General features: G+C 74.0%; 22 protein-coding genes and 1 pseudogene. 10 read left to right on the forward strand and 13 right to left on the reverse strand.

The genetic code is table 11. The annotated features are described in order from the left end of the window. Positions 1-39 precede the first annotated feature (39 nt). Positions 40-1059: a winged helix-turn-helix domain-containing protein gene (locus tag NOD94_RS12440; protein WP_281205918.1), complete on the forward strand. Its 1020-nt coding sequence runs from the start codon at positions 40-42 to the stop codon at positions 1057-1059. Between the two features lie 93 nt (positions 1060-1152). On the opposite strand, the gene NOD94_RS12445 is transcribed toward NOD94_RS12440, so the two are convergent. Further along, entirely contained in the window at positions 1153-2313 is a 1161-nt protein-coding gene (locus tag NOD94_RS12445) for an alkaline phosphatase PhoX (RefSeq protein WP_281205919.1), read from the reverse strand. Positions 2314-2719: 406 nt separating this feature from the next. On the opposite strand from NOD94_RS12445, the gene NOD94_RS12450 reads away from it, so the two are divergent. Further along, positions 2720-3127 carry a VOC family protein gene (locus tag NOD94_RS12450; protein ID WP_281205920.1) on the forward strand — a complete coding sequence of 136 codons (408 nt, stop codon included), beginning with the start codon at positions 2720-2722 and terminating at the stop codon, positions 3125-3127. 45 nt (positions 3128-3172) lie between these two features. On the opposite strand, the gene nirD is transcribed toward NOD94_RS12450, so the two are convergent. From nirD to NOD94_RS12465, 3 genes are read right to left on the reverse strand one after another with little or no spacing between them, the layout of a single operon-like run. Continuing rightward, positions 3173-3505, reverse strand: coding sequence for a nitrite reductase small subunit NirD (nirD, locus tag NOD94_RS12455; RefSeq protein ID WP_281205921.1), 333 nt, complete (start codon positions 3503-3505; stop codon positions 3173-3175). Beyond that, on the reverse strand, positions 3502-6027 hold the full coding sequence (nirB, locus tag NOD94_RS12460) for a nitrite reductase large subunit NirB (RefSeq protein WP_281205922.1): 2526 nt from the start codon (positions 6025-6027) through the stop codon (positions 3502-3504). Before nirB ends, nirD begins: the two co-directional genes overlap by 4 nt. Before the next feature lies 1 nt (position 6028). After that, entirely contained in the window at positions 6029-7435 is a 1407-nt protein-coding gene (locus NOD94_RS12465) for an FAD-dependent oxidoreductase (RefSeq protein ID WP_281205923.1), read from the reverse strand. A gap of 203 nt (positions 7436-7638) precedes the next feature. Here NOD94_RS12465 and NOD94_RS12470 point away from each other — a divergent pair, with 203 nt between their 5' ends. The 3 genes from NOD94_RS12470 to NOD94_RS12480 all read left to right on the forward strand — a co-directional run bounded on the left by NOD94_RS12470 (position 7639) and on the right by NOD94_RS12480 (position 10185). Beyond that, positions 7639-8934 (forward strand): ferredoxin reductase family protein, encoded by a 1296-nt coding sequence (locus tag NOD94_RS12470; protein WP_281205924.1) that lies wholly within the window; start codon positions 7639-7641, stop codon positions 8932-8934. Between the two features lie 156 nt (positions 8935-9090). Next, the gene (locus NOD94_RS12475; protein WP_281205925.1) at positions 9091-9372 is read left to right on the forward strand and encodes a hypothetical protein; all 282 of its coding nucleotides are present in this window, start codon (positions 9091-9093) and stop codon (positions 9370-9372) included. A 36-nt stretch (positions 9373-9408) separates the two neighbouring features. Further along, entirely contained in the window at positions 9409-10185 is a 777-nt protein-coding gene (locus NOD94_RS12480) for a TSUP family transporter (protein ID WP_281205926.1), read from the forward strand. 36 nt (positions 10186-10221) lie between these two features. Here the strand turns inward: NOD94_RS12480 and NOD94_RS12485 are convergent, their stop codons facing one another. The 4 genes from NOD94_RS12485 to NOD94_RS12500 form a co-directional block, all read right to left on the reverse strand. After that, on the reverse strand, positions 10222-10848 hold the full coding sequence (locus NOD94_RS12485) for a class F sortase (RefSeq protein ID WP_281205927.1): 627 nt from the start codon (positions 10846-10848) through the stop codon (positions 10222-10224). Positions 10849-10978: 130 nt separating this feature from the next. Next, complete coding sequence (locus NOD94_RS12490) at positions 10979-11521, reverse strand: hypothetical protein (RefSeq protein ID WP_281205928.1); 543 nt, start codon at positions 11519-11521, stop codon at positions 10979-10981. A gap of 247 nt (positions 11522-11768) precedes the next feature. Further along, positions 11769-13067, reverse strand: coding sequence for a HAMP domain-containing sensor histidine kinase (locus NOD94_RS12495; protein WP_281205929.1), 1299 nt, complete (start codon positions 13065-13067; stop codon positions 11769-11771). After that, positions 13064-13765, reverse strand: a complete 702-nt coding sequence (locus NOD94_RS12500; protein ID WP_281205930.1) for a hypothetical protein — start codon at positions 13763-13765, stop codon at positions 13064-13066. Before NOD94_RS12500 ends, NOD94_RS12495 begins: the two co-directional genes overlap by 4 nt. Before the next feature lie 103 nt (positions 13766-13868). Between NOD94_RS12500 and NOD94_RS12505 the strand changes: the two genes are divergently transcribed. Further along, a complete protein-coding gene (locus NOD94_RS12505) occupies positions 13869-14330 on the forward strand; it encodes a gamma-glutamylcyclotransferase family protein (RefSeq protein ID WP_281205931.1) in 462 nt (153 codons plus the stop codon). Here the strand turns inward: NOD94_RS12505 and dnaG are convergent. The 4 genes and pseudogenes from dnaG to NOD94_RS12525 all read right to left on the reverse strand — a co-directional run bounded on the left by dnaG (position 14327) and on the right by NOD94_RS12525 (position 19863). Next, positions 14327-16231: a DNA primase gene (gene dnaG, locus NOD94_RS12510; protein WP_281205932.1), complete on the reverse strand. Its 1905-nt coding sequence runs from the start codon at positions 16229-16231 to the stop codon at positions 14327-14329. The genes NOD94_RS12505 and dnaG overlap by 4 nt on opposite strands. Before the next feature lie 34 nt (positions 16232-16265). Beyond that, the gene (locus NOD94_RS12515) at positions 16266-17540 is read right to left on the reverse strand and encodes an FAD-dependent oxidoreductase (protein WP_281205933.1); all 1275 of its coding nucleotides are present in this window, start codon (positions 17538-17540) and stop codon (positions 16266-16268) included. 93 nt (positions 17541-17633) lie between these two features. After that, on the reverse strand, positions 17634-18950 hold the full coding sequence (locus NOD94_RS12520) for a deoxyguanosinetriphosphate triphosphohydrolase (protein ID WP_281205934.1): 1317 nt from the start codon (positions 18948-18950) through the stop codon (positions 17634-17636). A gap of 56 nt (positions 18951-19006) precedes the next feature. Beyond that, positions 19007-19863: pseudogene (locus tag NOD94_RS12525) on the reverse strand (sirohydrochlorin chelatase). Between the two features lie 296 nt (positions 19864-20159). On the opposite strand from NOD94_RS12525, the gene NOD94_RS12530 reads away from it, so the two are divergent. The 3 genes from NOD94_RS12530 (at position 20160) to NOD94_RS12540 (ending at position 23943) form a co-directional block, all read left to right on the forward strand. Beyond that, positions 20160-20870 carry an ElyC/SanA/YdcF family protein gene (locus tag NOD94_RS12530; RefSeq protein ID WP_281205935.1) on the forward strand — a complete coding sequence of 237 codons (711 nt, stop codon included), beginning with the start codon at positions 20160-20162 and terminating at the stop codon, positions 20868-20870. Positions 20871-20931: 61 nt separating this feature from the next. Beyond that, complete coding sequence (locus tag NOD94_RS12535; RefSeq protein ID WP_281205936.1) at positions 20932-21702, forward strand: glucose 1-dehydrogenase; 771 nt, start codon at positions 20932-20934, stop codon at positions 21700-21702. A gap of 153 nt (positions 21703-21855) precedes the next feature. Beyond that, positions 21856-23943, forward strand: coding sequence for a molybdopterin oxidoreductase family protein (locus NOD94_RS12540; protein WP_281205937.1), 2088 nt, complete (start codon positions 21856-21858; stop codon positions 23941-23943). On the opposite strand, the gene NOD94_RS12545 is transcribed toward NOD94_RS12540, so the two are convergent. Further along, positions 23909-24559, reverse strand: a complete 651-nt coding sequence (locus NOD94_RS12545; protein ID WP_281205938.1) for a hypothetical protein — start codon at positions 24557-24559, stop codon at positions 23909-23911. The genes NOD94_RS12540 and NOD94_RS12545 overlap by 35 nt on opposite strands. Before the next feature lie 114 nt (positions 24560-24673). Between NOD94_RS12545 and NOD94_RS12550 the strand changes: the two genes are divergently transcribed. Continuing rightward, a complete protein-coding gene (locus NOD94_RS12550) occupies positions 24674-25867 on the forward strand; it encodes an RNA polymerase sigma factor (protein ID WP_281205939.1) in 1194 nt (397 codons plus the stop codon). The last annotated feature ends 6 nt before the right edge of the window (positions 25868-25873 follow it).

A 25873-nucleotide genomic window follows, 5' to 3' on the forward strand; every position in this document is an offset into this window, starting at 1 on the left:
ATGGGGCGGGGGGATTGCGGTTGCACAGCTGGGGGTTCGGTGCTTCGTATCCATTTCACTGGAGTGGACCTGGCACGCGTAAGGATGGCAGGGCGTCCCGATGCGTTGTGGGAAACGATTCTTAGTTTTCACCGCTTAAGAGACCGGCGCGACGCCCGGCTGTTCGGCGAATGGCGTACGGAAACCCGGAGCCGGTTGAATAGTGAAACAAGGCTGCTCGGTGCCTTGATACCGGCGCGCGGCTATTTCCCGGATTTCCTCACCCCGACCGAGGGGCAGTACGGCTGGGACGTCGCCCTCGACGCGCTGCGCGGGCTCCGCCCCGAACGGCTGCGGCGCGAGCTGTCCCTCGTCGGCGCGGGCGCCGGCTTCGGCGCGGCCTTCGGGACGCCGCCGCCGAACCGGCTGCGGGAGTTCATGGACGGCGGCACCAAACACATGCCCCGGCTGCTGGGCGAACTGCGCGGATACCACCGGGCGGCCGTGGAGCCGTACTGGACCCACATACAGGCCCAGATAGAGGCCGAGCGGGCCGCGCGCGGTCGGGCCCTGCTCGACGGCGGCGCGGACGAACTGCTCGCCTCGCTGCCGCCGATGCTGCGCTGGCGGGCGCCCGTCCTGGAATGCGAGTACCCCGTGGACCGGGACGTGCGACTGCGGGGCCGCGGGCTGCTGCTCCAGCCGTCCTTCTTCTGCCGGCGCACCGCGGTGACCCTGCACGACCCGGAGCTGCCGCCGGTCCTGGTCTACCCGGCCGCCGCCCAGCTGGCCTCCGCCTCGGCCGGGGGCGAGGGCGGCCGCCCCGAGGAGCTGCGCCAAAGGACCCTGGGCAAGCTGGTGGGACACACCCGCTCGGTGGTCCTGCGGGCCATCGGCGACGGGGCCACCACCAGCGAGCTCGCCCGCCGGGCCGGGGTCTCCCTGGCCTCGGCGAGCCAGCACGCCTGCGTGATGCGCGAAGCGGGCCTGGTCACCACGCTGCGCCACGGCAATGCCGTCCTGCACACGGTGACCCCGCTCGGCGCGGCCCTGCTCAAGGGCGGCGCCGTGGTCTCGTGACGGGGCGCGCGCGAGTTCACGTACGCGGTCCCGCGCGGCCCGGGGTCTCCGGGGCCGCGCGGGACGTAGGTGCCGGAGGTGCCGGCAGGGGCGTCAGGTGCGGAAGGGGCCGGTCACCTCGTAGGTGATGCCGTTGGAGGAGCTGCCCGTGGTGCCGCGCTGGCTGCTGAAGTACAGGCGGTTGCCGGCCGGGGAGAACGCCGGGCCGGTGATCTCCGAGGAGGACTGGCCGGTGATCCGGAGGAACGGGGCCACCACGTCGTCCGGGGTGATCACGCAGATCTCCATGTTGCCGCCGTCCTCGGCGACGTACAGGTCCCCGTACGAGGACCCGGTCACGTTGTCCACACCGGTCAGCGGGGCCGCGCCGCCGGGGACCAGGGAGTCGTCGTAGGCCAGCTCGTAGGTGTTGGTGGCGAGGTTGAGCTGCCAGACGCGGTTGTCGCCCTTGGTGGTGAACCAGACGGTGTCGTTGGCGTAGTGGCAGCCCTCGCCGCCGTTGAACTTCTTCGACCCCGAGACCTGGCTGCGGGTGGCCGTCGGCGAGCCGTCCGGGTCGGGCACGTTGGCCCAGGTGAAGGAGCCCGAGGTGGCCGTGCCCGCCTTGAGGACCTGGAGGGTGCCGGAGGACAGGTTGCCCCAGGTCGTCGGGATGAAGCGGTAGAAGCAGCCGCTCGTCTCGTCCTCGGTCAGGTAGATCACCTGGCGCACCGGGTCCGCCGCCGCGGCCTCGTGCTTGAAGCGGCCCATCGCGGGGCGCTGCACCGACGCGTTGATGCCGTACGGGTCGGCCTCGTAGACGAAGCCGCGGTCGACCTCCTCGCACGACAGCCAGGTGTTCCACGGGGTCTTGCCGCCCGCACAGTTCTGGCGGGTGTTGGAGAGGATCCGGTAGGCGCCGGTGACGGTGCCGGACGAGTTGAACCTGACGGCGCTCGCCCCGCCGGACGGGTTGATCTCCGAGTTGGACACGTAGATCCAGCCGGAGCCGTCGACGTAGCAGGCACCGCCGTCCGGGGCGCTGTGCCAGGTGTACGAGGTGCCGGCGACGGTCTGGCCGGAGCGGGCGATGACCCGGCTGGTGAACCCGGCGGGCAGCATGATGCCGTTCGCGTCGGCCGCGCCGAGCGCCCCGTAGGGGCCGGCGCCGGGCTGGGCGGGTGCCGCGTAGGCGGCTCCCCGCATCAACGTGCCCCCGAAGGCGGCGGCGGACGAGCCGATGACAGCACCGCGCAGGAAGGTACGACGTTCCACGGTCACTCCTGTGGGAGGAAGGCCCCGCGTCCGGTCGGGCGCGAGGTCGCATGCGTCGAGGAACCTAGAGGCGTCGAATTGACGTGACGTCAATTCCTCATGACGCACGAGCGACCGGCTCGGGGTCAATCCTTCGGCGGTGACTTCCGTACACCCGGACGTTCCCCGCGGGACGCTTCGGCGGCTGTCGGGCCCCCGGGTGCCGTGCGCGGGGGACCGGCCGGCCGCGGCCGGGTCCTGCCCGGAAGGTGACCCGGCCCACCCCGCTGACCAGTGCCTTCGTCCGGGTGGGCGGGATCGGCGAAAAAAGTTCGCCGGGCGCCGATGAGTTTCGCCGGCGGCTCCCGTCTACCCCTCGAACACCACGGAACGGCGCCGCGCCGCACACGAGAGAAGAGGGACCGAGATGTCCGCCACCATGATCTTCGTCAACCTGCCGGTCAAGGACCTGGACGCCGCCAAGGCCTTCTGGAGCAAGCTCGGCTACTCCCTCAACGCCCAGTTCTCCGACGAGAACTGCGCCTCGGTGGTGATCAGCGACACGATCGTCGCCATGCTGCTGACCGAGGCCCGGTACAAGGACTTCACCCACAAGGAGATCGCCGACGCCACCCGCACCTCGGAGGTGCTCCTGTGTCTGAGCGCCGAGAGCCGCACGGCGGTCGACGAGCTCGTCGACGCGGCCGTGGGCGCCGGGGCCACCGAGCCCCGGCCGGCCCAGGACCACGGTTTCATGTACGGGCGGGCCTTCGACGACCTCGACGGCCACACCTGGGAGATCATGTGGATGGACCCGGCCGCCCTCCAGGGCTGAGCCCGGACCGGGCCTGGGCCGGGGCCGGGTCGGTCCGGGCGGGGCTCACGAGGTCGCGGCGGTCCGCACCGGATAGGTCCGGACCGTCACCCCCTCGTCGTCCAGGCAGCGCCCCGACTCCAGGTCGAAGCGTTGCTTGAGCAGCGGCGAGGCGACGAAGGGCCGCCCCGCCGCGCAGCCGACCAGCCCGCGCGACAACACGTGCGCGCCGGTGAAGGGGTCCTGGTTGCCGATGGCCCAGGGCCGCCCCGAGCGGTCCACGAAGACCGCGGCCTGGCTCCCGTCGGGGAGCAGCGCGGCGACCCCGCGCCCGGGAACGAGCGCGGACAGCTCGCACACCGTGAGCCAGCCTTCGGCCACCCGCAGTTCGACGGTCATCGGACGGCTCCTCCTATGGTCAGGACGGCCAGGTCGGGCTTGACCTGGTCGCGTTCGGGGACGAACCTCACGGTCGGGTCCGGGGCCCCGGGCGCGTTGACGAAGGACACGAACCGGCGCAACCGCTCCGGGTCCTGAAGGGTTTCGGCCCATTCGTCGCGGTAGTGCGCCACGTGCCCGGCCATCAGCGACTCCAGCTCCGCGCACAGGCCGAGCGAGTCGTGCACGATCACGTCCCGCAGGTGGGACAGGCCGCCCTCCAGCCGGTCCAGCCAGGTGGAGGTCCGCTCCAGCCGGTCTGCGGTGCGGATGTAGAACATCAGGAACCGGTCGATCAACCGGACCAGTTCGGCGTCCGACAGGTCCTGGGCCAGGAGGTCGGCATGGCGCGGGGTGGCCCCGCCGTTGCCGCCGACGTAGAGGTTCCAGCCGCTCGCCGTCGCGATGACCCCGAAGTCCTTGCTCTGCGCCTCCGCGCACTCGCGGGCGCAGCCCGACACGGCCGACTTCAGCTTGTGCGGGGCGCGCAGGCCGCGGTAGCGCAGCTCCAGGTCGATGGCCATCCGTACGCTGTCCTGGACCCCGTAGCGGCACCAGGTCTGCCCCACGCAGGACTTCACCGTCCGCAGGGCCTTCCCGTACGCGTGCCCGGACTCGAACCCGGCGTCGACGAGGCGGGCCCAGATCCGCGGGAGCTGGTCGACGCTCGCGCCGAAGAGGTCGATGCGCTGCCCGCCGGTGATCTTCGTGTAGAGGCCGAAGTCGCGGGCCACCTCGCCGATCACGATGAGCTTGTCGGGGGTGATCTCGCCGCCCGGGATGCGCGGGACGACCGAGTACGAGCCGTTGCGCTGGAGGTTCGCGAGGAAGTGGTCGTTGGTGTCCTGGAGGGCGGCCTGCTCCCCGTCGAGGACGTAGCCGCTGGCCCCGAGGACGGGGGCGAGCGAGGCGATGATCGACCCGACGGTGGGCTTGCAGACCTCGCAGCCGTCGCCGCCGCGGGCCTCCGGCCGGCCGTGGCCGTCGAGGATCTCCTCGTACGAGACGAGCCGGCGGGTGCGGACGATCTCGTAGAGCTCGGCCCGGGTGTACGGGAAGCAGCCGCACAGGCCCTTGTCGGTGGCGGCGGGCAGCAGCTGCCCGATCACCTTGACGCAACTGCCGCACCCGGTGCCCGCCTTGGTGCACTTCTTGACCTCGGGCAGGGTGGCGCAGGCGGTGATGGCCTTCTTGGTGACGTTGTGGCAGGAGCAGATCACCGCGCTGTCGGGGAGCGCCGACGGGCCCAGCTGTGCGGCGGGACCGAGCCCCGCGGGCAGCACCAGTTGCTCGGGGGAGACGGGCGGGACGCTGCCGGTGAGCGGGCGCAGCAGGCCGTAGGAGTCGGCGTCGCCGACCAGGACCCCGCCGAGCAGGACGCCGTCGGGGGAGACCACCAGCTTCTTGTAGACGCCGGAGCGGGAGTCGGACCAGACGACGTCGAGGCTGCCGGGGGCGGTGCCGTGGGCGTCGCCGAACGAGGCCACGTCCACGCCGAGCAGCTTGAGCTTCGTGGAGAGGTCGGCGCCGGTGAACTCCTTCTCGCGGCCCAGCAGGTCCTCGGCGGCCGTCTCCGCCATCTCGTACCCGGGGGCGACCAGGCCGTAGACGCGGCCGTCGCTCGCCAACGCGCACTCGCCGATGGCGTAGACGTGCGGGTCGGAGGTGCGGCAGCGGGAGTCGACGGCGATGCCGCCGCGTTCGCCGACGTCGAGGCGGGCCTCGCGGGCGAGCTGGTCGCGCGGGCGGACGCCGGCGGAGAAGACGACCAGGTCGGTGTCGACCGTCGAACCGTCGGAGAGCCGCATTCCGCTGACGGCGCCGTCCTCCCCCGTGAGCACCTCCTGGGTGCCGACCCCGGTGTGCACGGTCAACCCCATGGATTCGATGGTGCGCAGCAGCGCCGCGCCGCCTCCCTCGTCGACCTGGACGGGCATCAGGCGGGGCGCGAACTCGACGACGCGGGTGACGAGCCCCAGCCCCTTCAGGGCGCCGGCCGCCTCCAGGCCCAGCAGGCCGCCACCGACGACCGCGCCGCTGGTGCGGGTCTTCGCGTACTCCTCGATCGCGAGGAGGTCCTCGATGGTGCGGTAGACGAAGCAGCCGGGGGCGTCCTTGCCGGGGACGGGCGGCACGAACGGGTAGCTGCCGGTCGCCAGGACGAGCACGTCGTACGGGAACACCCGCCCGGAGCGGGAGGTCACCGTGCGGGCGTCCCGGTCGATGCTCTCGGCGGGGTCGTCGAGGTGCAGGTCGATGCCGTTGTCCCGGAGGAAACCGGCCGGGGTCAGCGACAGGTCCTCGGGGGTCGACCCGGAGAAGTACGAGGTCAGGTGCACGCGGTCGTATGCGGGCCGGGGCTCCTCGCACAGCACGGTGATGCGGTGCGTGGCGGTGGCGCCGCGCTCGGCGAGCGCCTCCAGGTAGCGCTGGCCGACCATGCCGTGCCCGATGAGCACGATTGCGGGCAAGGGCTCGGTCATGTCAGTGGCCTCCGTCGTCGGTGAGCAGGTGGAACAGGTCGTGCAGCGACTCGTCGTCCGCCCAGGTGCGGGCCAGGGCCCCCACGGTGGAGAGCTCGCCGAGCAGTACCCCGCCGACGAGCCGGTCGCCGCGGACGACGACCTTCCGGTAGGTCCGGCGGGTGGCGTCGGCGAGGCGGACCACGTCGTCGCCGGGCAGCGGGGTGGGCTCGCCGAAGGCGGCCAGGTCGAAGTGGCCGTCCCCCGGGCCGGTGCGGCCGAGGGTGAGGCGGGTGAGGGCGCGGGTCCCGGCGTACGGGGTGACCGAGGGGGCCGCCCCGTCGCCGCCCGTCAGCAGGGCGGCGAGGGTCTCGGCCTGCTCCAGCGCGGGTCCGGCCAGGCCGTACACCCGGCCCGCGTGCTCGGCGCAGTCGCCGATGGCGTGGATGCGGGGGTCGCTGGTGCGGAGTTGGTCGTCGACCACGACGCCCTTGCGGACGTCGAGCCCGGCCGCCCGCGCCAGACCGGTACGGGGGCGAACGCCGCAGGCCAGTACGACGAGGTCGGCGTCGAGCCGGTAGCCGTCGGCGAGCTCGACCCCGGTGACCCGGCGTCGCTCGGGGTGGGCGGGGGCGGCGACCGGACCCGCGACGGGGACGCTGCCCGTGCCGGAGTGCGGGGGGCTGTCCGTGCCGGGCCTCGGGGTGCTGTTCGTGCCGGAGTGCGGGGCGCTGTTCGTGCCGGGCCTCGGGGTGCTGTTCGTGCCGGGTCCTTGGTCGCCGGCCGTGGTCAGGCCGCGGACCCGGCATTCCGTGTGGATCTCCACGCCGAGGGCCGTCAGGTGCGTGTGCAGCAGCGCCGAGGCGTCCGCGTCCAGCTGGCGCTCCATCAGGCGCTCCGCCTGCTGCGCGAGCACCACCTGGGCACCCCGCGCGGCCAGCGCACGGGCCGCGGACACCCCCAGCAGACCGCCGCCGATCACCACCGCCCGCACCCCGGGCCGCACCGCCGCGTCCAGGGCCAGGCAGTCGTCCATGGTGCGGAACGCGTGCACCCCGTCGGGCAGTTCCCGGCCGTCGGGCGGGAACAGCCCGCGCAGCGGCGGCAGCACTGGGTTCGACCCGGTGGCCAGGACCAGTACGTCGTACTCCGGCGCCGTGCCGTCGTCGCAGTGCACCCGCCGGTCCGCCCGGTCGATGCGGACCGCTCGGACGCCCCGGCGCAGCACCGGGCCGGGCGCGGGCAGCGCCGTCACCTTGGGCGGGTACCGGCCGGCGAGTACCTCGGCGAGCAGGACCCGGTTGTACGGCGCGTGCGTCTCCTCCCCGAGGACGGTCACCGCCGGTCCCCGCTCCGCGCCGAGCCGCTGTGCGAGCCGCAGGCCCGCCAGCCCTCCGCCGATCACCACCACACGCTGCTCCGAGGTCATGGCACGAGCGTGCGCGGCCGCTGTTTCCCCTCGGCATCGCCCCTGTTACCCGGACGGAACGCCGACCTCAGCGCCCGGATCGCAGGCCGGTGAGGCGTCCCACGAGGGCCCGGATTAAGGGCCGGTGAGGCGCCCCTCAAGGCCGCCTTAAGGATCACCCCGGGCGCCCGGACGGGCCCCGGAGGCCGCCTAGCGTGAGCGGCATGCGAGATGCGGCGGTGCGGGTCAAGGGCGGGATGCTGGTCGGAGCGGGACTGGTGACCCTGCTCTGGGCGGCCCAGGTGCGCCCCTCGGCCCGGCTCGACGCGCTCTTCGCGACCGCCGCGCACCTGACCGGCCTCCTCGCCGGGTACGGAGTGCTCGTCATGCTGTTCCTCATGGCCCGGGTGCCCGCCGTCGAGCACGGCGTCGGCGCCGACCGGCTCGCCCGCTGGCACGCCTTCGCGGGCCGGCACGTGCTCCTGCTCTGCTTCGGGCACGGCCTGTTCGCCCTGCTCGGGTACGCCGTGCACGAGGGCGTCGACGTGCTCTCCGCCGCCCGGGAGCTGCTCGGCTACCCCGCGCTCGCCGCCGCCGCGGCCGGGACGGTCCTGCTGGCCGCGGTCGGCGTGACCTCGGCCCGCGCCGTACGCCGCCGGATCCCCCACGAAACCTGGCGCGGGGTCCACCTCCTGGTCCACCTCGCCGTCGCCCTGGGCTTCGTCCACCAGCTCGCCGGGCCCGACCTCGCGGCCGTCGCCTGGTTCTGGGCCCTCGCCCACGCCGTCGTCGCCGTCCTGCTGGTCTGGTACCGGGTCGTGGTCCCCGTACGCCAGGCCCTGCGGCACGCGCTGCGGGTCGCCGAGGTGCGGGTGGAGGGGCCCGGGGTGGTGTCCGTCGTCATGTACGGGCAGCACCTCGCCGAACTGCGCGCCGAGCCGGGACAGTTCCTGCGCTGGCGCTTCCTCCAGCGACGGCTCTGGTACACCGCCCTGCCGTTCTCCCTGTCCGCGCCCGTCGACGGGGGCCGGCTGCGGATCACCGTCAAGGCGCTAGGCGGCCACTCCCGACGGATCCGCCGGCTGCGCCCCGGTACGCGCGTCCTGGCCACCGGCCCGTTCGGGGCGCTCACCGCCGCCCGGCGGACCAGGCCCAAGGTGCTGCTGATCGCCGGTGGGGTCGGGATCACCCCGATGCGGGCCCTGTTCGAGACCCTGCCCGGCGGGCCGGGGGACATCACGCTGCTCTACCGGGCCGGCGCCGAGGAGCAGCTCGTGCTGCGGACCGAGCTGGAGGCCATAGCCGCCGGACGCGGGGCAGGGCTGCACTACCTGCTCGGGCCGTCGGGGGCCGCGTACGACCCGCTCGCCCCGCAGGCGCTGACCGCGCTGGTGCCGGACCTCGCGGAGCACGACGTGTACCTGTGCGGGCCGCCCGGGATGACGGAGGCGACCCTGGCCGCCCTGCTGCGGGCCGGGGTGCCGGCGGACCGCGTGCACAGCGAGTGCTTCAGCTTCTGAACCCGGGGCCGCGACCCGCCTCTCGGCCCTTCCGCGCCGGTCTTCCGTCCGCTCCCGCCCCGCCCTTGCCTCGCCCCTGCCCTTGCCCCTGCCCCGCGCCTGCTCCCGCTCCCCGCTTCCCGCTTCCGTACGTCCCGCCGAGAGGTCACCGCGCCCATGCGTCACCCCCTGCACGTCGCCCTGCCGTTGTCCGCGACCGCCCCCACGGCCCCGGCCGCGGGCCGGCACCGCAAGCCGCGCCGGGAGTCCCTCGTACGGGTCGGGCCGGGCGCGGCGGCCCGCGTACCGGCGCCGCGACGGCTGGCGGCGGGCCTCGGGCTGGCCGGGGCGCTGATCGCGACCGCGCTGACGGCCGTGGTGGACCCGGCTGCTCCGGTGGCTCCGGACCGGGTGCCCGCCCGGCAAAGCTCAACCTTCGCGCAAGTTTCCGGCGATTGATGGCCGCTGCACCGATCCGCTCCATAGGGTCGTCAGGTGCCTGACATATCAACAGCGATGATCATCGTGCTGTGCGTGGCCGCCGCGGCGGCCGGCTGGATCGACGCGGTGGTGGGCGGCGGCGGACTGCTCCTCCTGCCCGCCCTGCTGCTCGGCCTGCCCAACGCCCACCCCGCGACCGTGCTCGGGACGAACAAGGCGGTGGCCATCGTCGGCACGGCCGGCGCGGCCGTCACGTACGCCCGCAAGGCCCCGGTGGACGTGAGGATCGCCGTCCGGATCGGCCTGGCGGCGCTCGCCGGGTCGATGGGCGGGGCCGCTCTCGCGGGCGGCATCAGCAAGGACGCCCTCCGGCCGCTGATCATGGTCGTCCTGGTGGTGGTCGCCGCGGTGGTGATCTTCAAGCCGGGGTTCGGCGCCGCGCCCTCCGCCTCGCCCGTCTCCCGCGGCCGGGTCCTGCTGACCATCGCCCTCGCGGGCCTCGGCATCGGCTTCTACGACGGCCTCATCGGACCGGGCACCGGAACCTTCCTGGTACTCGCGCTCACCGCCCTGCTCCACCTCGACCTGGTCACCGCCTCCGCCACCGCCAAGATCGTCAACACCTGCACGAACGCCGGAGCGCTCGCGATGTTCGCCCACCAGGGCATGGTGCTCTGGCAACTGGCCGCCCTCATGGCGGTCTTCAACCTGGCCGGCGGCATGATCGGCGCCCGCATGGCGCTCAAGAAGGGCAGCGGCTTCGTCCGCGGCGTGCTGCTGACGGTCGTGGGCGCGCTCGTCGTCAAGCTCGGCTTCGAGCAGTGGGGATAGCGGTGGGGACAGCGCTGGGGACCGGGGAGCGACGGGTCAGTACGTCCCCGTGAGGTGGGCGAAGACGACGACGTTGCCCTGGTAGCCGGTCCGGGGCGAGAAACCGCCGCCGCAGGTGATCACGCGCAGCTCCGCGCGCGGCGACGGCCCGTACACGCGGCTGTCGGGGAACGCGTCGGCGTCGTGGACCTCGACGGCGTGGACGGTGAAGACGGCCGTGCGTCCGTCCTCGCGGGCGACCTCGATCGCGGCTCCCCGGCGCACCGCGCCCAGGTGGTAGAAGACGGCCGGGCCGCGGGCGTGGTCCACGTGACCCGCGACGACGGCGGTTCCCGCGGCGCCCGGGGTGGTCCCCTCGCGGTACCAGCCGGCGAGGTCCCCGCGGGTCGGCGGGGGCACTTCGAGGCTGCCGGCGCGGTCCAGACCCAGACCGGTCATCGGCGCGTCCACGCGGATCGACGGGATCCGGATCCGGGTGGGCGGGGAGCCGGGCAGCGGGTCGATGCTCCCCGGGTAGGCCGCCTGCGCGCTCAGCGCCTCACCGGCGGACGGCAAAGGGGGCCCGACCGTCTCGCCGGAGCCGCTGCTCACCAGCCAGACGCCGACGCAGGCGGCGAGGGCGACGAGCCCTCCGCGCCCGGAGGTCCGCCCGGAGGTCCACATGGCTGCCCCCTCGTCTCGCCGTTCCTGTGACTGGCCGTCGCCCGGCCCCGCGAACGGGGGGGACCTCGCGGGGGCGGGCGACGGGGGACGGTACCGGTCGGACCGCGGCCGGAGCCGCGGTGGGCGTCCGTCAGCTCCGCGTGCCGCTCGCCCGGCGACGCAGGAGCCAGGTACCGCCGACGGCGGCGGCGGCCAGTACGGCCACCCCCGCCGCGATCTTGGCGGGGTCGGAGGTGGTGGTCGTCCCACCGCCCACCCCGGTGCGAACGTGGCCCTGGGGGCCGCGTTCGGTGATGGCCAGGTCGCCGGTCGCGAACTTGCCGTTCGCGCAGGTCACCCCGATGCCGTAGGTGCCGGACCGGGTGCCGTGGGCGACCTGGAACTGCCCCACGACGACCTCCTTGTGGGTGCCGGGGGCGAGCTTGAAGCGCCCGCCGCCGACGGTGCTCGCATCGCCCTCGGCGTGGCTGCCCTTGCCGCAGGCCGTGGTGTTCACGGTGACGGTCGCGCCCGCCGGGGCGGACTTGGGCCAGACCTCCAGCACGGCGAAGTCCCCGGGGGCGAAGGCGGTCATGCCGAGGTCCGCGGCGGCGACCGCTCCGGCGACCGGACCGACGAAGGCGGCGACGGTCAGCGCGGTGGCGGTGAGCACGTGGGCGGTGCTGCGGCGCATGGGAACTCCTGAGGACACGGGGTCGTGTCCTGAGGTAAACCTGCGTGCCCGCCGCGCGCCTGCTGAGCCCCCGTCAGATCGCCGGGCCGCTGCCCGCCGGAGCGGCATCCGCGCACGTCAGGGGCGCTGCGGCGGCATCCGTGTCCGCCCACCCCGTCCGGGTGAACGCGCCCCGCCGCCGACGGGACCGGTCCCCTCGGAGCCCGACGCGCCCCACCGGTCACACCGGTCGCACCGGTCACACCGGTCACACCGCCGGCAGGGTCACCGTCGCCGCCGCGCCCGACGGGCCCGGGTTGGTCAGGATCACCTCGGCGCCGATCACCTGGGCCTGCCCGAATGCGATGGTCAGCCCGAGCCCGGTGCCCTGGCCGCGCTCGGCCGTGCCCGTCATGAAACGCCGCGGACCCTCCCGCAGGAGCGTCGCGGGGAACCCCGGACCCCGGTCCCGGACGGTGACCGAGGTCCCCGACACCGACACCGTCACCGGCCCACCGCCGTGCCGATGGGCGTTCACCAGCAGGTTCGTCAGGATCCGTTCCAGCCGCCGCACGTCGGTCCGCACCCACGCACCGCCCTCGCCCGCGTCGTCTCCGCCGCCGGTCACCCCGTCCAGTACGGCCGCCACCCCCGACCTCCGGGTGATCGACGCAACGAGCGCCTCCAGCCGATGCGCCTCCAGGCGCGGCTCCTCCTGGTCCGCGTCCAGCCGCGCCACCTCCAGCAGGTCCTCCGTCAACGTCCGCAGCACCGCGACCCGGTCGCGCACCAGCTCCGTCGGCCTCCCGGCGGGCAGCAGCTCGGCCGCCGTGTGCAGCCCGGTCAGCGGGGTCCGCAGCTCGTGCGCCACGTCCGCCGTGAACCGCTGCTCCGCCTCCAGCCGCCGCTGAAGGCTCGCGGCCATCGTGTCGACCGCCGAGGCCAGCTCGGTCACCTCGTTGCGGGTCCCGGGCACACCGGACGGCCCGATCCGGGCGTCGAGGTCGCCCGCGCTGATCCGGCGCGCGGTCTCCGCCGCCGTCCGCAGGTCCTTGCTCAGCCGGCTCGCCAGCAGCGCCCCGCCGCCCGCCGCCAGGGCCACGACACCCGTTCCCGAGGCGATCAGCAGGCCGTCGAGTTCCGCCAGCTCGGCCTGTTCGGCGGCCAGTGGATGCCGCACCGTCAGGACGTGGGAACCGCCGATCGGTCGCGCCGCCCATACGGCCGGCCGCGGCCCGGTCAGGTCCAGGTAGGTGGTGCGCAGGCCCTCCAGGGCGGCCGCCCGCAGGGCCGGGGGCACGGCTGGGCAGTCGATCCGGGCATCGGCCTCGCCGACCTTGTCGAAGTCGAGCTTGCCGGTGAGCTCGTACACCTGCCCTACGCGGACCAGCTGTTCGATCGCGCTCCTACGGGCGGCGTCGGCCACCTGGCGCCCCCGCGCCTCGTGGATCAGGACGCCGATGGTGACCGCGACCAGCGCGCAGCCCACGGCCAGCAGGACGGAGATCTTCCAGCGCAGCCCCAGGGACCGCAGGGCCCGCCGGCAGCGCCGCGACAGCGCTCTCATCGAGGGCCCCGTCCCGTCCCGGCGGACGGCTCGTCTCCGGTGCCCCGCGGGGACTTGTCGAACCGCCGCTCGTCGCTGACCACCTTCATCCGCTCGCCGTCCCAGCGGTAGCGGACGGCCTGCTCGGAGTTGTCGTCGGCGGCGGTGCGGATCAGCAGGTCCGGTCCGAGGGTCTCGGCCACCAGCCGCCGCCCGAGGGTGAACAGGATGGGCACGATCCGCTTTCCCCGCGCGGTGTACACGCTCAGCGCCGTGCGGCCGCTCTCGGTGTCGGCGGCGACGACGAGCTCCTCCTTGCCGTCCCCGGTGAGGTCCGCGTGGACGACGGGCCGCATGCCTGCCCGGCCCGGGGCTTCGATCGTCCCCTTGCTCAGGAACGGCCGCATCCGCTTGTCGGCCCGTACGACGTCCGGCGCGTTCACCGCCACGAGGCCCCCGGGGCCCACCTCCGGCCCGTCCGGCAGGGGCGCCGGCGCCGGCACGTGGGTGGCGACGCCCGCGCCCGGAACCCGGGACGAGGTCCCGGGCCAGGCCGGCCACAGGGCCTCGGGCCGCGGCTGGGCCGACAGGGCGGGCGCGGGTTCGGCCGGGCCGAGTCCGCCGGGTGCGGCGCAGCCACCGACGGCCGACGCGGCGGCGGCCAGTACGGCGGCGCGGAGCAGGAGGGCGGCGGGAGTGCGGCGGGGTGATCGCGTCATGGGGAGGGAAGCCGTCGGAGTCGAGGATTCGGGGGGCCGGGTGCGGCGCGCGGGAGGGTGCGTACGGTGTGGGTCGAGTCAGTCTGATTCGAGGGAGGATCCCGTGGCATCGGTCGATCGGCCAGAATCCGGCACCTTGCCGTTCTTCGTGTACGGGACGCTGCGGCCGGGCGAGGTCAACCACGACCTGTTCCTGCGCGGCCGCACCGCCGTCGAGGAACCGGCCGTGCTGCCCGACGCGGTCCTCTACGAGGGTCCCGGCTACCCGTACGCCGCGGACCGACCCGGCTCCGCCATAGCCGGTGAGCTGATCACCGCGCTGCCGGACGCGTACGGGGAACTGCTGGCCGCGCTGGACCTGCTGGAGGAGTACGAGGGCCCGGGCCGCCCGGGGAACCTCTACGACCGGGTCGCCCGTGACGCGGTCCGCCCCGACGGCGTCCGCGTCCGCGCCTGGGTCTACCTCGCGACCGCGCCCCTGGCCCGCCGGCTGGCCGACTCGGGTACGGAGATCCGGGGCGGCGACTGGCACGGCCGCCGGCGGACCGGGGGCCAGGCGCTCTAGAGCCCCTCCGCCCCGCGGTTGCGCAGGCGGCGGCCGTACTGCTGGAGCACCCACAGCTCTTCCTGGACCGCCGCGTGCTGCTCGGGCGGGGCCTGCGGGCCGAGCCGGGACATGGTGCCCTGTACCTCATGGACCCGGCGGTCCACGGCGCGCAGCCGGACCTGCACCAGTTGGACCCCGGCGTACACCTCGTCCACCGTCTTGGCGTGGATGGCCTCGACGGCCAGCTCCGTCACCAGGGCGCGGACGGTGTCGTTGGGCGCCGCCTCGCGGACCCGGATCAGGTAGTCGTCGGTTTCCTGTGCGGCGCCGCCGGCGTCCTGGATGGCCTGGCGGACCGCCGCGTAGGGCGGGGCGGTGAACTCGTCGATGCCGTACGCGTCGAAGGCGGGGGAGACCAGGGCCGGCCGTTGGAGCGCCAGCTTGAGGAGCTCGCGCTCGGTGCGGTGGGCGGGGCTGCGCAGGTTCAGCGCGGGACCGCCGGGCGTCACGGCCGGGGCCGCGGGGGCCGACTCGGAGGACCGGCCGCCGCCCCGGCCCTGTTGCTGCGGCTGGTTGCCGCGCTCGCGTGCCCAGCGGGCCAGCTGCGCGACCCGCTTGACGACGAACTGCTCGTCACGAATGCCGAGCATGCCCGCCAACTGGACGGCCGACTCGTGCTGGATCGCGATGTTCTTGATGTTGGCGACGACCGGAGCGGCCTCGTCCAGCGCGGCCGCGCGGCCCGCCGGGTTCTCCAGGTTGTGCCGGGACACGATGTGCCGCAGCGCGAACTCGAACAGCGGGGTCCGCGACTCGACCAGCCCGGACACGGCCGCGTCGCCCTGCGCGAGGCGCAGGTCGCAGGGGTCCATCCCGTTCGGGGCGATGGTGATGGAGGTCTCGGCCGCGAACTTCTGGTCGTCCTCGAAGGCCCGCAGCGCCGCCTTCTGGCCGGCCGCGTCCCCGTCGAACGTGAAGATCACCTCGGCGGTCGCGTTGTCCATCAGCAGCCGGCGCAGGATCTTGATGTGGTCTCCGCCGAAGGCCGTGCCGCACGTGGCGATGGCGGTGGTGACCCCGGCCATGTGGCAGGCCATCACATCGGTGTAGCCCTCGACGACCACGGCCCGGGAGGTCTTCGCGATCTCCTTCTTGGCCAGGTCGATGCCGTACAGGACCTGGGACTTCTTGTAGATCGAGGTCTCGGGGGTGTTCAGGTACTTCGGGCCGTTGTCGTCGTCGCGGAGCTTGCGCGCGCCGAAGCCGACCACCTCGCCGCTGATGTCCCGGATCGGCCACATCAGCCGGCCGCGGAAGCGGTCGATGGGCTTGCCGCTGCGGCTGTCCTGGGCGAGCCCGGAGCTGACCAGTTCCTTGTCCGTGAAGCCCTTGCCCCGCAGGAACCGGGTCAGGTGGTCCCAGCCGGCCGGGCTGTAGCCCACGCCGAAGTGCTCGGCCGCCGCCTGGTCGAAGCCGCGCTCCGCCAGGAAGCGGCGCCCGATCTCCGCCTCGGCGCCGCCCAGCTGCTCCGCGTAGAAGAGGGCGGCGGCCTTGTGCGCCTCGACCAGCCGGATCCGCTCGCCGCGGCCGCTGGTGCCGGCTGTGTAGCCGCCCTCCTCGTACCGCAGGGTGATGCCGGCCTGGCCGGCCAGGCGCTCGACCGCCTCCGAGAAGGAGAGGTGGTCGATCTTCATGATGAAGTCGAGGGTGTCCCCGCCCGCCTGGCAGCCGAAGCAGTGGTAGAAGCCCTTGCTGGGACTGACCTGGAAGGACGGGGACTTCTCGTCGTGGAAGGGGCACAGGCCCTTGAGGTTGCCGCCGCCGGCGTTGCGGAGCTGGAGGTACTCGGAGACCACGGCGTCGATCGGGACCGCGTCCCGTACCGCCTTCACGTCGTCTTCGTTGATCCGTCCTGCCACGCGTGAAGTCTACGGCCGGGCGGGGACAATCCCGTCAGGCGCCCTCCCCGGTGATCAACGACGCGAGCGGAACGGACGGATCCGCCAGCCTGTCGCGGTCCACGGGCGTCTTCGACCTGATCAGGGCCTGGATGTGCTCGGTGACGTCCCACACGTTCACGTTCATCCCGGCGAGCACGCGGCCCTCCGACAGCCAGAACGCGATGAACTCCCGCCTGCCCACGTCCCCGCGGATCAGCACCTGGTCGTAGCCGCCCGCCGGGGCGTACCCCGAGTACTCCAGGCCCACGTCGTACTGGTCGGAGAAGAAGTACGGCACCCGGTCGTAGCGGACCTCCTGCCCGAGCATCGCCCGCGCCGCGGCGGGCCCGCCGTTGAGGGCGTTCGCCCAGTGCTCGACCCGCAGCCGGGCCCCCAGGACCGGGTGGTGGGCGGCGGCGACGTCCCCGACGGCGAAGACGTCCGGGTCCGAGGTGCGCAGGGAGGCGTCCACGGCGATCCCCCCGCCGTGCTCGCGGTCCACCAGGGCCAGCCCGGAGGTCTCGGCCAGCGCCGTCCGCGGCGCGGCCCCGATCGCGGCGAGCACCGCGTGCGCCGGATGTTCCTCACCGTCGTCCGTACGGGCCGCCAGCACCATCCCGTCGTGGCCGACGATCTCGGTGAGCCGCGCCCCGAAGTGGAACCGGACCCCGTGCGCGGCGTGCAGGTCGGCGAAGAGCCGGCCGATCTCCGGCCCCAGCACCGTGTACAGGGGGGTCGCCTCCGCCTCGACCACGGTGACCTCGGCGCCGTAGCCGCGGGCCGCCGCCGCGACCTCCAGGCCGATCCACCCGGCGCCCGCGATCAGCAGGTGGCCGTTGTCCCGCCCGAGGGCGGCCAGTACGTTGCGCAGCCGCTCGGCGTGCGCGAGCCGCCGCAGGTGGTGCACCCCGGCCAGGCCGGTGCCCGGGATGTCCAGGCGACGCGGCTCGGCACCGGTGGCCAGCAGCAACTTGTCGTAGTGCAGCAGCGCGCCGTCACCGAGGCGCACCGTCCTGTTCTCCCGGTCCAGGTGGACGGCCGGCTGCCCCAGGTGCAGTTCGATGTCGGCCGCCGCGTACCAGGACGGTTCGTGGACGAAGACGCTCTCGCGCTCCTCCTTGCCCGTCAGGTACCCCTTGGACAGCGGAGGCCGTTCGTACGGATGGTCGCGTTCGTCGCCGATCAGGATCACCCGGCCCGTGAACCCCTCCGACCTCAGTGTCTCGGCCGCCTTCGCCCCGGCGAGCCCTGCCCCGACGATCACGAACGTCCGGTGTGCGTCGACCACCTGATGCCTCCTCATAACCTCTGGGCCACATGCGACCACATGCGAGCGTCCCGCACCGAGCCTGCCGCGTGAAGGGGGAGTGGCCCGATCGGCTCACCCTTCGGCGCGTTGCGGGCGTCTGGTGAGGCGGGCGTGCAGGGAGCGGGCCGCCGCGTCGGTGAGGCACGCGATCTGGTCGATGACCGCGCGTTTCCGCGCCCGGTCGTCGGGCGCCGCGTCGAAGATCGCCCGGAACTGCGGGTCCAGGCCCTCCGGGGCCCGGGCGCTGAGCGCCTCCGCGAGTTCGGCCAGGACGATGCGCTGGTCGGCGCGCAGCCGCTCCTGCTCGTCGCGCTGCATGACGTACAGGTCGGCGACGGCCTTGAGGACGGCGCACTCGTTGCGCGCCTCGCGGGGGACGACCAGCTCCGCCGCGTACCGGGTGAGCCGGCCGGGCCCGTACGCCTCGCGGGTGGCGCCCTCCGCCGCCTGGCAGAACCGGCCGATCAGCTGGCTGGTGGCGTCCTTCAACCGGGCCTGGGCGACGGCCGAACCGTCGTAGCCGTGCGGCCACCACTCCTGCTCCATCAGCCGGTCCAGGGCCTTGCGGAGTTCCTCGGGGGCGGTGTCGGCGGGCACGTACCGGCCGATCGCGACCTGCCAGATCGCGGTGCGCTCGGGCTCCGCGAAGAGCATGTTCGGGTCGAGGTGACCGGCGTGCAGACCGTCCTCGAAGTCGTGGACCGAGTACGCGACGTCGTCGGCCCAGTCCATGACCTGCGCCTCGAAGCACTTGCGGTCGGCGGGCGCGCCGCGCCGCAGCCACTCGAAGACCGGCAGGTCGTCCTCGTAGGCGCCGAACTTCACCGAACCCGGGTCCGTCGGATGGTCGCCGCGCGCCCACGGGTACTTGGTGGCGGCGTCCAGACAGGCGCGGGTCAGGTTGAGGCCGACGCTCACCAGCTCGCCGCTCGCCGGATCGGGCACGAACCGCTTGGGCTCCAGCCGGGTCAGCAGGCGCAGCGACTGGGCGTTGCCCTCGAAGCCGCCGCTGTCCTTCGCGAACTCGTTCAGAGCCTCCTCGCCGTTGTGCCCGAACGGCGGGTGGCCCATGTCGTGGGACAGGCAGGCCGCCTCCACGAGGTCGGGATCGCAGCCGAGGGCCGCGCCGAGCTCGCGTCCGACCTGCGCGCACTCCAGGGAGTGGGTAAGTCGGGTACGGGGGCTCGCGTCCCAGTCGTAGGAGCGGGTGCCCGGGGTGACGACCTGGGTCTTACCGGCGAGGCGGCGCAGCGCGGCGGAGTGCAGGACGCGTGCGCGGTCGCGCTGGAAGGCGGTGCGGCCCGGCTGTTTGTCGGGCTCGGGGGCCCAGCGTTCGGTGGCGGCGAGGTCGTAGGACTCGTAGGCGGGGGAGTGTGCGGTGCCTTCCATGCTCCGACGGTAACCGCACCGGCCGACAAACCGGGAGATCCGTACGGACGCGGCCCTCAGGCCGTGGCCAGCTCCATGGGCCGGGCCCGCCGGGCGAGGGCCTGCTCGTAGCGGAGCAGGACGAGCCGGGCCAGCGCCGGGTGGTCGCCGAGCGGGGCGGCCGCCGGACCGGGCGCGGCGGCCGCGCACGCGGCCGAGAACCGGCCCGGGGCGGCGAAGTACGAGGCGACCGCGATCCGGTGGTGACCCCGGGAGGCCAGCGCGCGGACGGCGTCGGGCACGCCCGGCGCGGCGGCGGAGGCGTAGGCCGGGACCACGGGCACTCCGTCGAGCCGCTCCGACAGCAGCGCGGCGCCGCGGCCGGTGTCGGCGGCGGAGTCCGGGTCGCGGGACCCGGCGGCGGCCAGTACCACCGCCGTCCCCGGGGTCCAGCCGGCCTCCAGGAGCCGCTCGTACAGGGCCTCGACGAGCAGCGGGTGCGGGCCGAGCGGGGCGGCGACGCGGACGCGCAGGTGTCCGGCGCGGGCGGCGGCCGCGGGGAGGTCCCGCTTGACGTGGGTGCCCCGGCCCAGCAACAGCGGGACGAGGACCGCCTCCCCGCCCGCCGGCAGCCCGCTCAGGGCGTCGCCGAGGAGCGGCTGGTTCAGCTCGACGTGCCCGAGCCGGACGTCGAGGCGGGGGCGCAGCTCGCGGACCCGTTCGAGGAGGGCGAGGACGGTGCGCGGGGCGCGCGGGTCACGGCTGCCGTGGGCCACGGCGACGAGTGTGGGCTGCATGCGGGGGCTCCGTGGGCGCGTGGTGGGCGCAGGCCGCTGAGCTGCGTGCCGAGTTGTGCGGTGATCCGGGTCAGCAGCTCGGCCGCGCTGCCGAAGGGGAGGGCGAAGGGTTCGGGAGGGTGCACCGGCTCCGTCATGAACCGATCCTGGGGGGCGGAGGTTGCGCGGGCGTTGCGTCGGGGTGACGGGTGTTTACGGCCTGCTCACCGGCGGGTGTACGGCGCCGTGCGGGTGGCCCGCCGATCGGGCGCGCGGGTGTACGGCGCCGTGCGCCCGGCCCGCCGGTCGGGCGCCGGGGACCGTCGGCCCGGTCCGGGGCGGCGGCGGGGCCCGGGTGGGACGCGGTCGGTGAAACCGTCCGCCCTCCTCGTACGTCCTGACCTGCGGGTGCGGCACCGGCCGCAGACCGGCCGGCACGACCAGGGGGAACCTCATGCGCACACCGCGCCCGCACCGGATCGCGCGCGCCGCGCGGGGGCTGGTGCCGCGCACCGTCAGGGCCCGGCGCCGACTCGTACGGCTCGTGATGGCGGTCTGCGTCCTCGCGCTGCTGCCCTCGGCGTGGACCCACGCGGCCGCCGCCGACCGGCTGCGCACCACGGCCGACGCGCCGCCGGCCGAGGTGGCCGTCGTGTTCGGGGCGGGCCTCCTCTACGACGGCCGGCCCACCCCGTACCTCGCGGACCGGCTCGACGCGGCCGTGGAGCTGTACCGCGCCGGGAAGGTGAAGGTGGTCCTGGTGACGGGGGACAACAGCCGCACCGAGTACGACGAGCCGAACTCGATGCGCGGTTACCTCACCGCCCACGGGGTGCCGGACGACCGGATCGTCAGCGACTACGCCGGCTTCGACACCTGGGACTCCTGCGTGCGCGCCCGGGAGATCTTCGGCGTGCGCCGGGCGGTGCTGATCAGCCAGGGCTTCCACATCCGCCGGGCGGTCGCGCTGTGCCAGGCCGCGGGCGTGGACTCGTACGGGGTCGGCGTCCAGGACGTGCACGACGCCACCTGGTACTACGGCGGGACCCGCGAGGTCTTCGCGGCCGGCAAGGCGGCGCTGGACGCCGTGTTCAAGCCGGAACCGCGGTTCCTGGGACCGAAGGAGGAGGGGGTGTCGCGGGTGCTGGCGGCTCTGGCAGACTGACGCCGCGATCGGCGTATGCCGATTAGTCATATACCAGTCTGTACGTCAGGGGTGTGGAACCGTGGCTGTTGTGGATCTGGGCGGCAAGGCCGTCGTCATCACCGGTGGTGCCCGCGGTCTGGGCGCGGCGGCCGCCCGGGCCGTCGTCGACGGCGGCGGCCGGGTGCTGATCACCGACGTGCTGGAGGCCGAGGGCGCCGAGACCGCGGCCGAGCTCGGGGACGCGGCGCGCTTCCTGCGGCACGACGTGACCAGCGAGGCCGATTGGGAGGCGGCGTTCGCGTACGCGGTTTCCGAGTTCGGTCGGGTCGACGGGCTCGTGAACAACGCCGGCATCTCCACCGGCCAGTTCCTGGAACACGAGAGCGTCGAGCACTTCCGCCGGGTGGTCGAGATCAACCTGGTCGGCGTGTTCATCGGCATCAAGGCCGCGATCCCGCTGATGCGCGACAACGGCGGCGGCTCCATCGTCAACATCTCCTCCGCGGCCGGCCTGACCGGACTCGCCCTCACGGCCGGCTACGGGGCTTCCAAGTGGGGCGTGCGCGGCCTGTCGAAGATCGGCGCCGTCGAGCTCGCAGAGGCCCGGATCCGCGTCAACTCCGTCCACCCGGGCATGACGCTGACCCCGATGACCGCCCCGATCGGCATCGCGGCGGGCGAGGGCAACTACCCCGGAGCCCCGCTCGGCCGGGTCGGCCTCCCCGAGGAGATAGCCGCCGCGGTCGCCTTCCTCCTCTCGGACGCCGCCGGCTACGTGACCGGCGCCGAACTGGCCGTGGACGGCGGCTGGACCGCGGGCCTGACGGTGAAGTACCTGACCGGCCAGTGACCCCACCGGCCGGTGACCCCACCGGCCGGTGCCACCACCGCCCCGCCGCGCCCGCCCCCTCACCCCGGCCCCCGGCCGGCGGTGAGGGGGCCGTCCGGGAGGCGTAACCGGGAGCGGCGGTCGGCGTAACACCGGCGACGCACGCTGGGGCGCATGCACACCCCGGAAGCCGCTCCCGGCGCCCCCATCGCCACGCACTGTCCGTACTGCGCGCTGCAGTGCGGGATGAACCTGCGCCCCACACCGGGCGGCGACGGCGTGACCGTGGAGGAGCGGGCCGACTTCCCCGTGAACCGGGGCGCGCTCTGCGGCAAGGGCCGCACCGCGCCCGCCGTGCTGTCCTCCCGGGCACGCCTCACCGAGCCGCTCGTCCGGGGCGACTCGGGGCGGCTGGAGCCGGCCGGCTGGGAGGAGGCCCTCGACAAGGTCGCCGAGGGCCTGGCCCGCACCCGCCGAACCCACGGCAACGACGCCGTCGGGATCTTCGGCGGGGGCGGGCTCACCAACGAGAAGGCCTACGCGCTCGGCAAGTTCGCCCGGGTCGCCCTGTGGACCTCGCAGATCGACTACAACGGCCGCTTCTGCATGTCCTCGGCGGCAGCCGCGCACCAGCGGGCCTTCGGCCTCGACCGCGGGCTGCCCTTCCCGCTGGAGGACGTACCGCGCACCGGCTGCGTCATCCTCGTCGGCTCCAACCCGGCCGAGACCATGCCCCCCGCGCTGCGCTTCCTCACCGAGCTGAAGGCGAACGGCGGCACCCTGATCGTCGTCGACCCGCGCCGTACGCGCACCGCCGAGCACGCCGACCTGCACCTGGCGCCCCGCCCCGGCACCGACCTCGCCCTGGCCCTGGGCCTGTTGCACCTGATCGTGGCCGAGGGCCGAACGGACGAGGAGTTCATCGCCGCCCGCACCACCGGCTGGGAGGAGGCCCGGGCCGGCGCGATGGCCCACTGGCCCGAACTCGTCGAACGGATCACCGGGGTCCCCGTGCCCCGGCTCCGCGAGGCCGCGGACCTGTTCTGCGCCCCCTCCACCGCCATGGTCCTCACCGCCCGCGGCCCGGAACAGCAGTCCAAGGGGACCGACACCGTCGGCGCGTGGATCAACCTGTGCCTGGCCACCGGCCGGGCCGGCCGGCCCCTCTCCGGCTACGGCTGCCTCACCGGCCAGGGCAACGGCCAGGGCGGCCGCGAGCACGGCCAGAAGGCCGACCAGCTCCCCGGCTACCGCAAGCTCACCGACCCCGCCGCCCGCGCCCACGTCGCGGGGGTCTGGGGCGTCGAACCCGACAGCCTGCCCGGCCCCGGCCGCAGCGCCTACGAGCTCCTCGACGCCCTCGGCGGCGACGTACGGGCCCTGCTCCTCATGGGCTCCAACCCGGTGGTCTCCGCGCCCCGCGCCGCCCACATCGAGGAACGCATCCGGTCCCTGGACTTCCTCGCCGTCGCCGACGTCGTCCTGTCCGAGACGGCGGCCCTCGCCGACGTGGTCCTCCCCGTCACCCAATGGGCGGAGGAGACCGGCACCACCACCAACCTCGAAGGCCGGGTCCTGCTGCGCCGACGCGCCCTCACCCCGCCGCCCGGCGTCCGGAGCGACCTCGACGTCCTCCACGGCCTCGCGGCCCGCCTCGGCGTGGAGAAGGGCTTCCCCACCGACCCCGAGGAGGTCTTCGAGGAACTCCGGCTCGCCTCCGAGGGCGGCCCCGCCGACTACTCGGGCATCACCTACGCCCGCATCGAAGCCGAACAGGGCGTCTTCTGGCCCTGCCCGGCCGGCTCGCCGGGCGCTCCCCGCCTCTTCCTGGACCGGTTCGCCACCGACGACGGCCGGGCCCGCTTCGCCGCCGTCACCCACCGGGACGCCGCCGAGATGCCCGACGCGGAGTACCCGCTGCTGCTCACCACCGGTCGGGTCGTGGCCCAGTACCAGTCCGGCGCCCAGACCCGGCGCGTGCCCGAACTCAACGAGGCCGCCCCCGGGCCCTTCGTGGAACTGCACCCGCGCCTCGCGGCCCGCCTCGGCATCGACGACGGCGCCCCGCTGGCGGTCGTCTCCCGCCGCGGCCGGGCGGTGGCCCCGGCCCGCATCACCGACACGATCCGCGCCGACACGGTGTTCATGCCGTTCCACTGGCCGGGCGCGGGCCGCGCCAACACCCTCACCAACCCGGCCCTCGACCCCGTCTCCCGGATGCCCGAGTTCAAGACCTGCGCGGTCCGGGTGGAGACGGCTTGAGGGAGTTCACCGCAGGAGGTCGGACGCGGGACCCGCACTCGATCCAACCCTCGTCCACCGACAGGTCGCTGTCGTACAGCACGAACTCCCTTTCCTCCGAGAGGACCTCGTAGCCGGCCTCCACCAGGACGGAGATCAACGTGTCGCAGGCCGCCGTCGCCCCGGACGCGGTGCCCCGGCAGCGTTGCGTGACGAAACGTTCGTGCTGGCCGTCGGGGCCCGGCAGGGTGCGGCGGGCGTTCCACGACAGGTTGGCCCGGTGCTCCGTGACCAGGGACTCCAGGGTCGCCCCGTCGTAGTCCGCCGGCAGCCGCAGCTTCAGGTGGTGCTCGTAGTAGCCGCCGCCCGGCCCCGGGCTGTCCGTGGTCCACGGGACCGTCTCCACCTTGACCCGGACCGGGTCGAAACCCGCGGCCCGCAGCTGCGGCACCAGCCGCTCGTGACTCGTCCGGTCCGGCAGCGTCAACATCGGCTGGGAGAGCATCCGACCCCGGGCCGGCAGGATGTGCGTGACCTTCAACTCCCGTGCTGCGGCCCAGGATTCGAGCCGCTCCAGCTCCACCGCGTCCGGGCAGCGGACCGTCACGTGGGTTTCGTAGGTTCCGTGCGAAGACATGACATCGATCATCTCGGACATGCGTCCGATCCGCATCGGGGTTCCCGCCGGGGGGTAACCATCCGGTCACGCACCGGACTCAGAAAGTGCTCGCACGCCCCTCGTGGCGGTGATGTGCCGTACCCCACACTGAGGTGCGGTGCCACCGTCCTCGGAGCCCTGGAGGTCGCCCCCGTGCAGTCCCGGACCCTGACCGCGAACGTGAGCCACCCCGCCGCCCCCGCCGCCGACGCGGAACCGGCCGACGACACCGAAGCCGTGGCCGTCGTCGCCGTCGCCGTCGCCGAAGAGCCCGACCCCGAGGCCGAAGCCGTGGACGACGAACCCGAGGCCCTGGAACCGGTCGACCGGGAGCCCGCGCCACGTACGCGCAGCAGGGGCAACGCCGCCGGAGCGGGGCCGTCCGCGGACCTCTTCCGGCAGTACCTGCGCGAGATAGGCAGGATCCCGCTGCTCACCGCCGCCGAAGAGGTGGACCTCGCGCGGCGGGTGGAGGCGGGTCTCTTCGCGGAGGAGAAACTGGGCAGCACCCCGGACCTCGACTCCCGGCTGGCCCACGACCTCGACAAACTCGTCGTCATGGGCCGGATGGCCAAGCGCCGCCTCATCGAGTCGAACCTGCGGCTCGTCGTCTCCGTCGCGAAACGGTACGTCGGCCGCGGCCTCACCATGCTCGACCTGGTCCAGGAGGGGAACCTCGGACTGATCCGCGCCGTGGAGAAGTTCGACTACGCCCGCGGCTACAAGTTCTCCACCTACGCCACCTGGTGGATCCGCCAGGCGATGTCCCGGGCCCTCGCCGACCAGGCCCGGACCATCCGCGTCCCCGTCCACGTCGTCGAACTCATCAACCGCGTCATCCGCGTCCAGCGCCGCATGCTCCAGGAACGCGGCTACGAACCCACCGCCGAAGAGGTCGCCGCCCACCTCGAACTGACCCCCGAGCGGGTCATGGAGGTGCTCCGGCTCGCCCAGGAACCGGTCTCCCTGCACGCCCCCGTCGGCGAGGAGGACGACGTCGCCCTCGGTGACCTGATCGAGGACGGCGACGCCGCCTCGCCCGTGGAGTCCGCCGCGTTCTTCCTGCTCCGCGAACACCTCGAAGCCGTCCTGTCGACCCTCGGGGAACGCGAACGCAAGGTCGTCCAGCTCCGCTACGGACTCGCCGACGGCCGGCCCCGCACCCTGGAGGAGATCGGCCGGATCTTCGGCGTGACGCGCGAACGGATCCGCCAGATCGAGTCCAAGACCCTCGGCAAGCTGCGCGACCACGCCTTCGCCGACCAACTCCGCGGCTACCTCGACTGAAACGGG

The sequence above is a fragment of the Streptomyces sp. Isolate_45 genome (genome assembly GCF_024721315.2).
Lineage (GTDB): Bacteria > Actinomycetota > Actinomycetes > Streptomycetales > Streptomycetaceae > Streptomyces.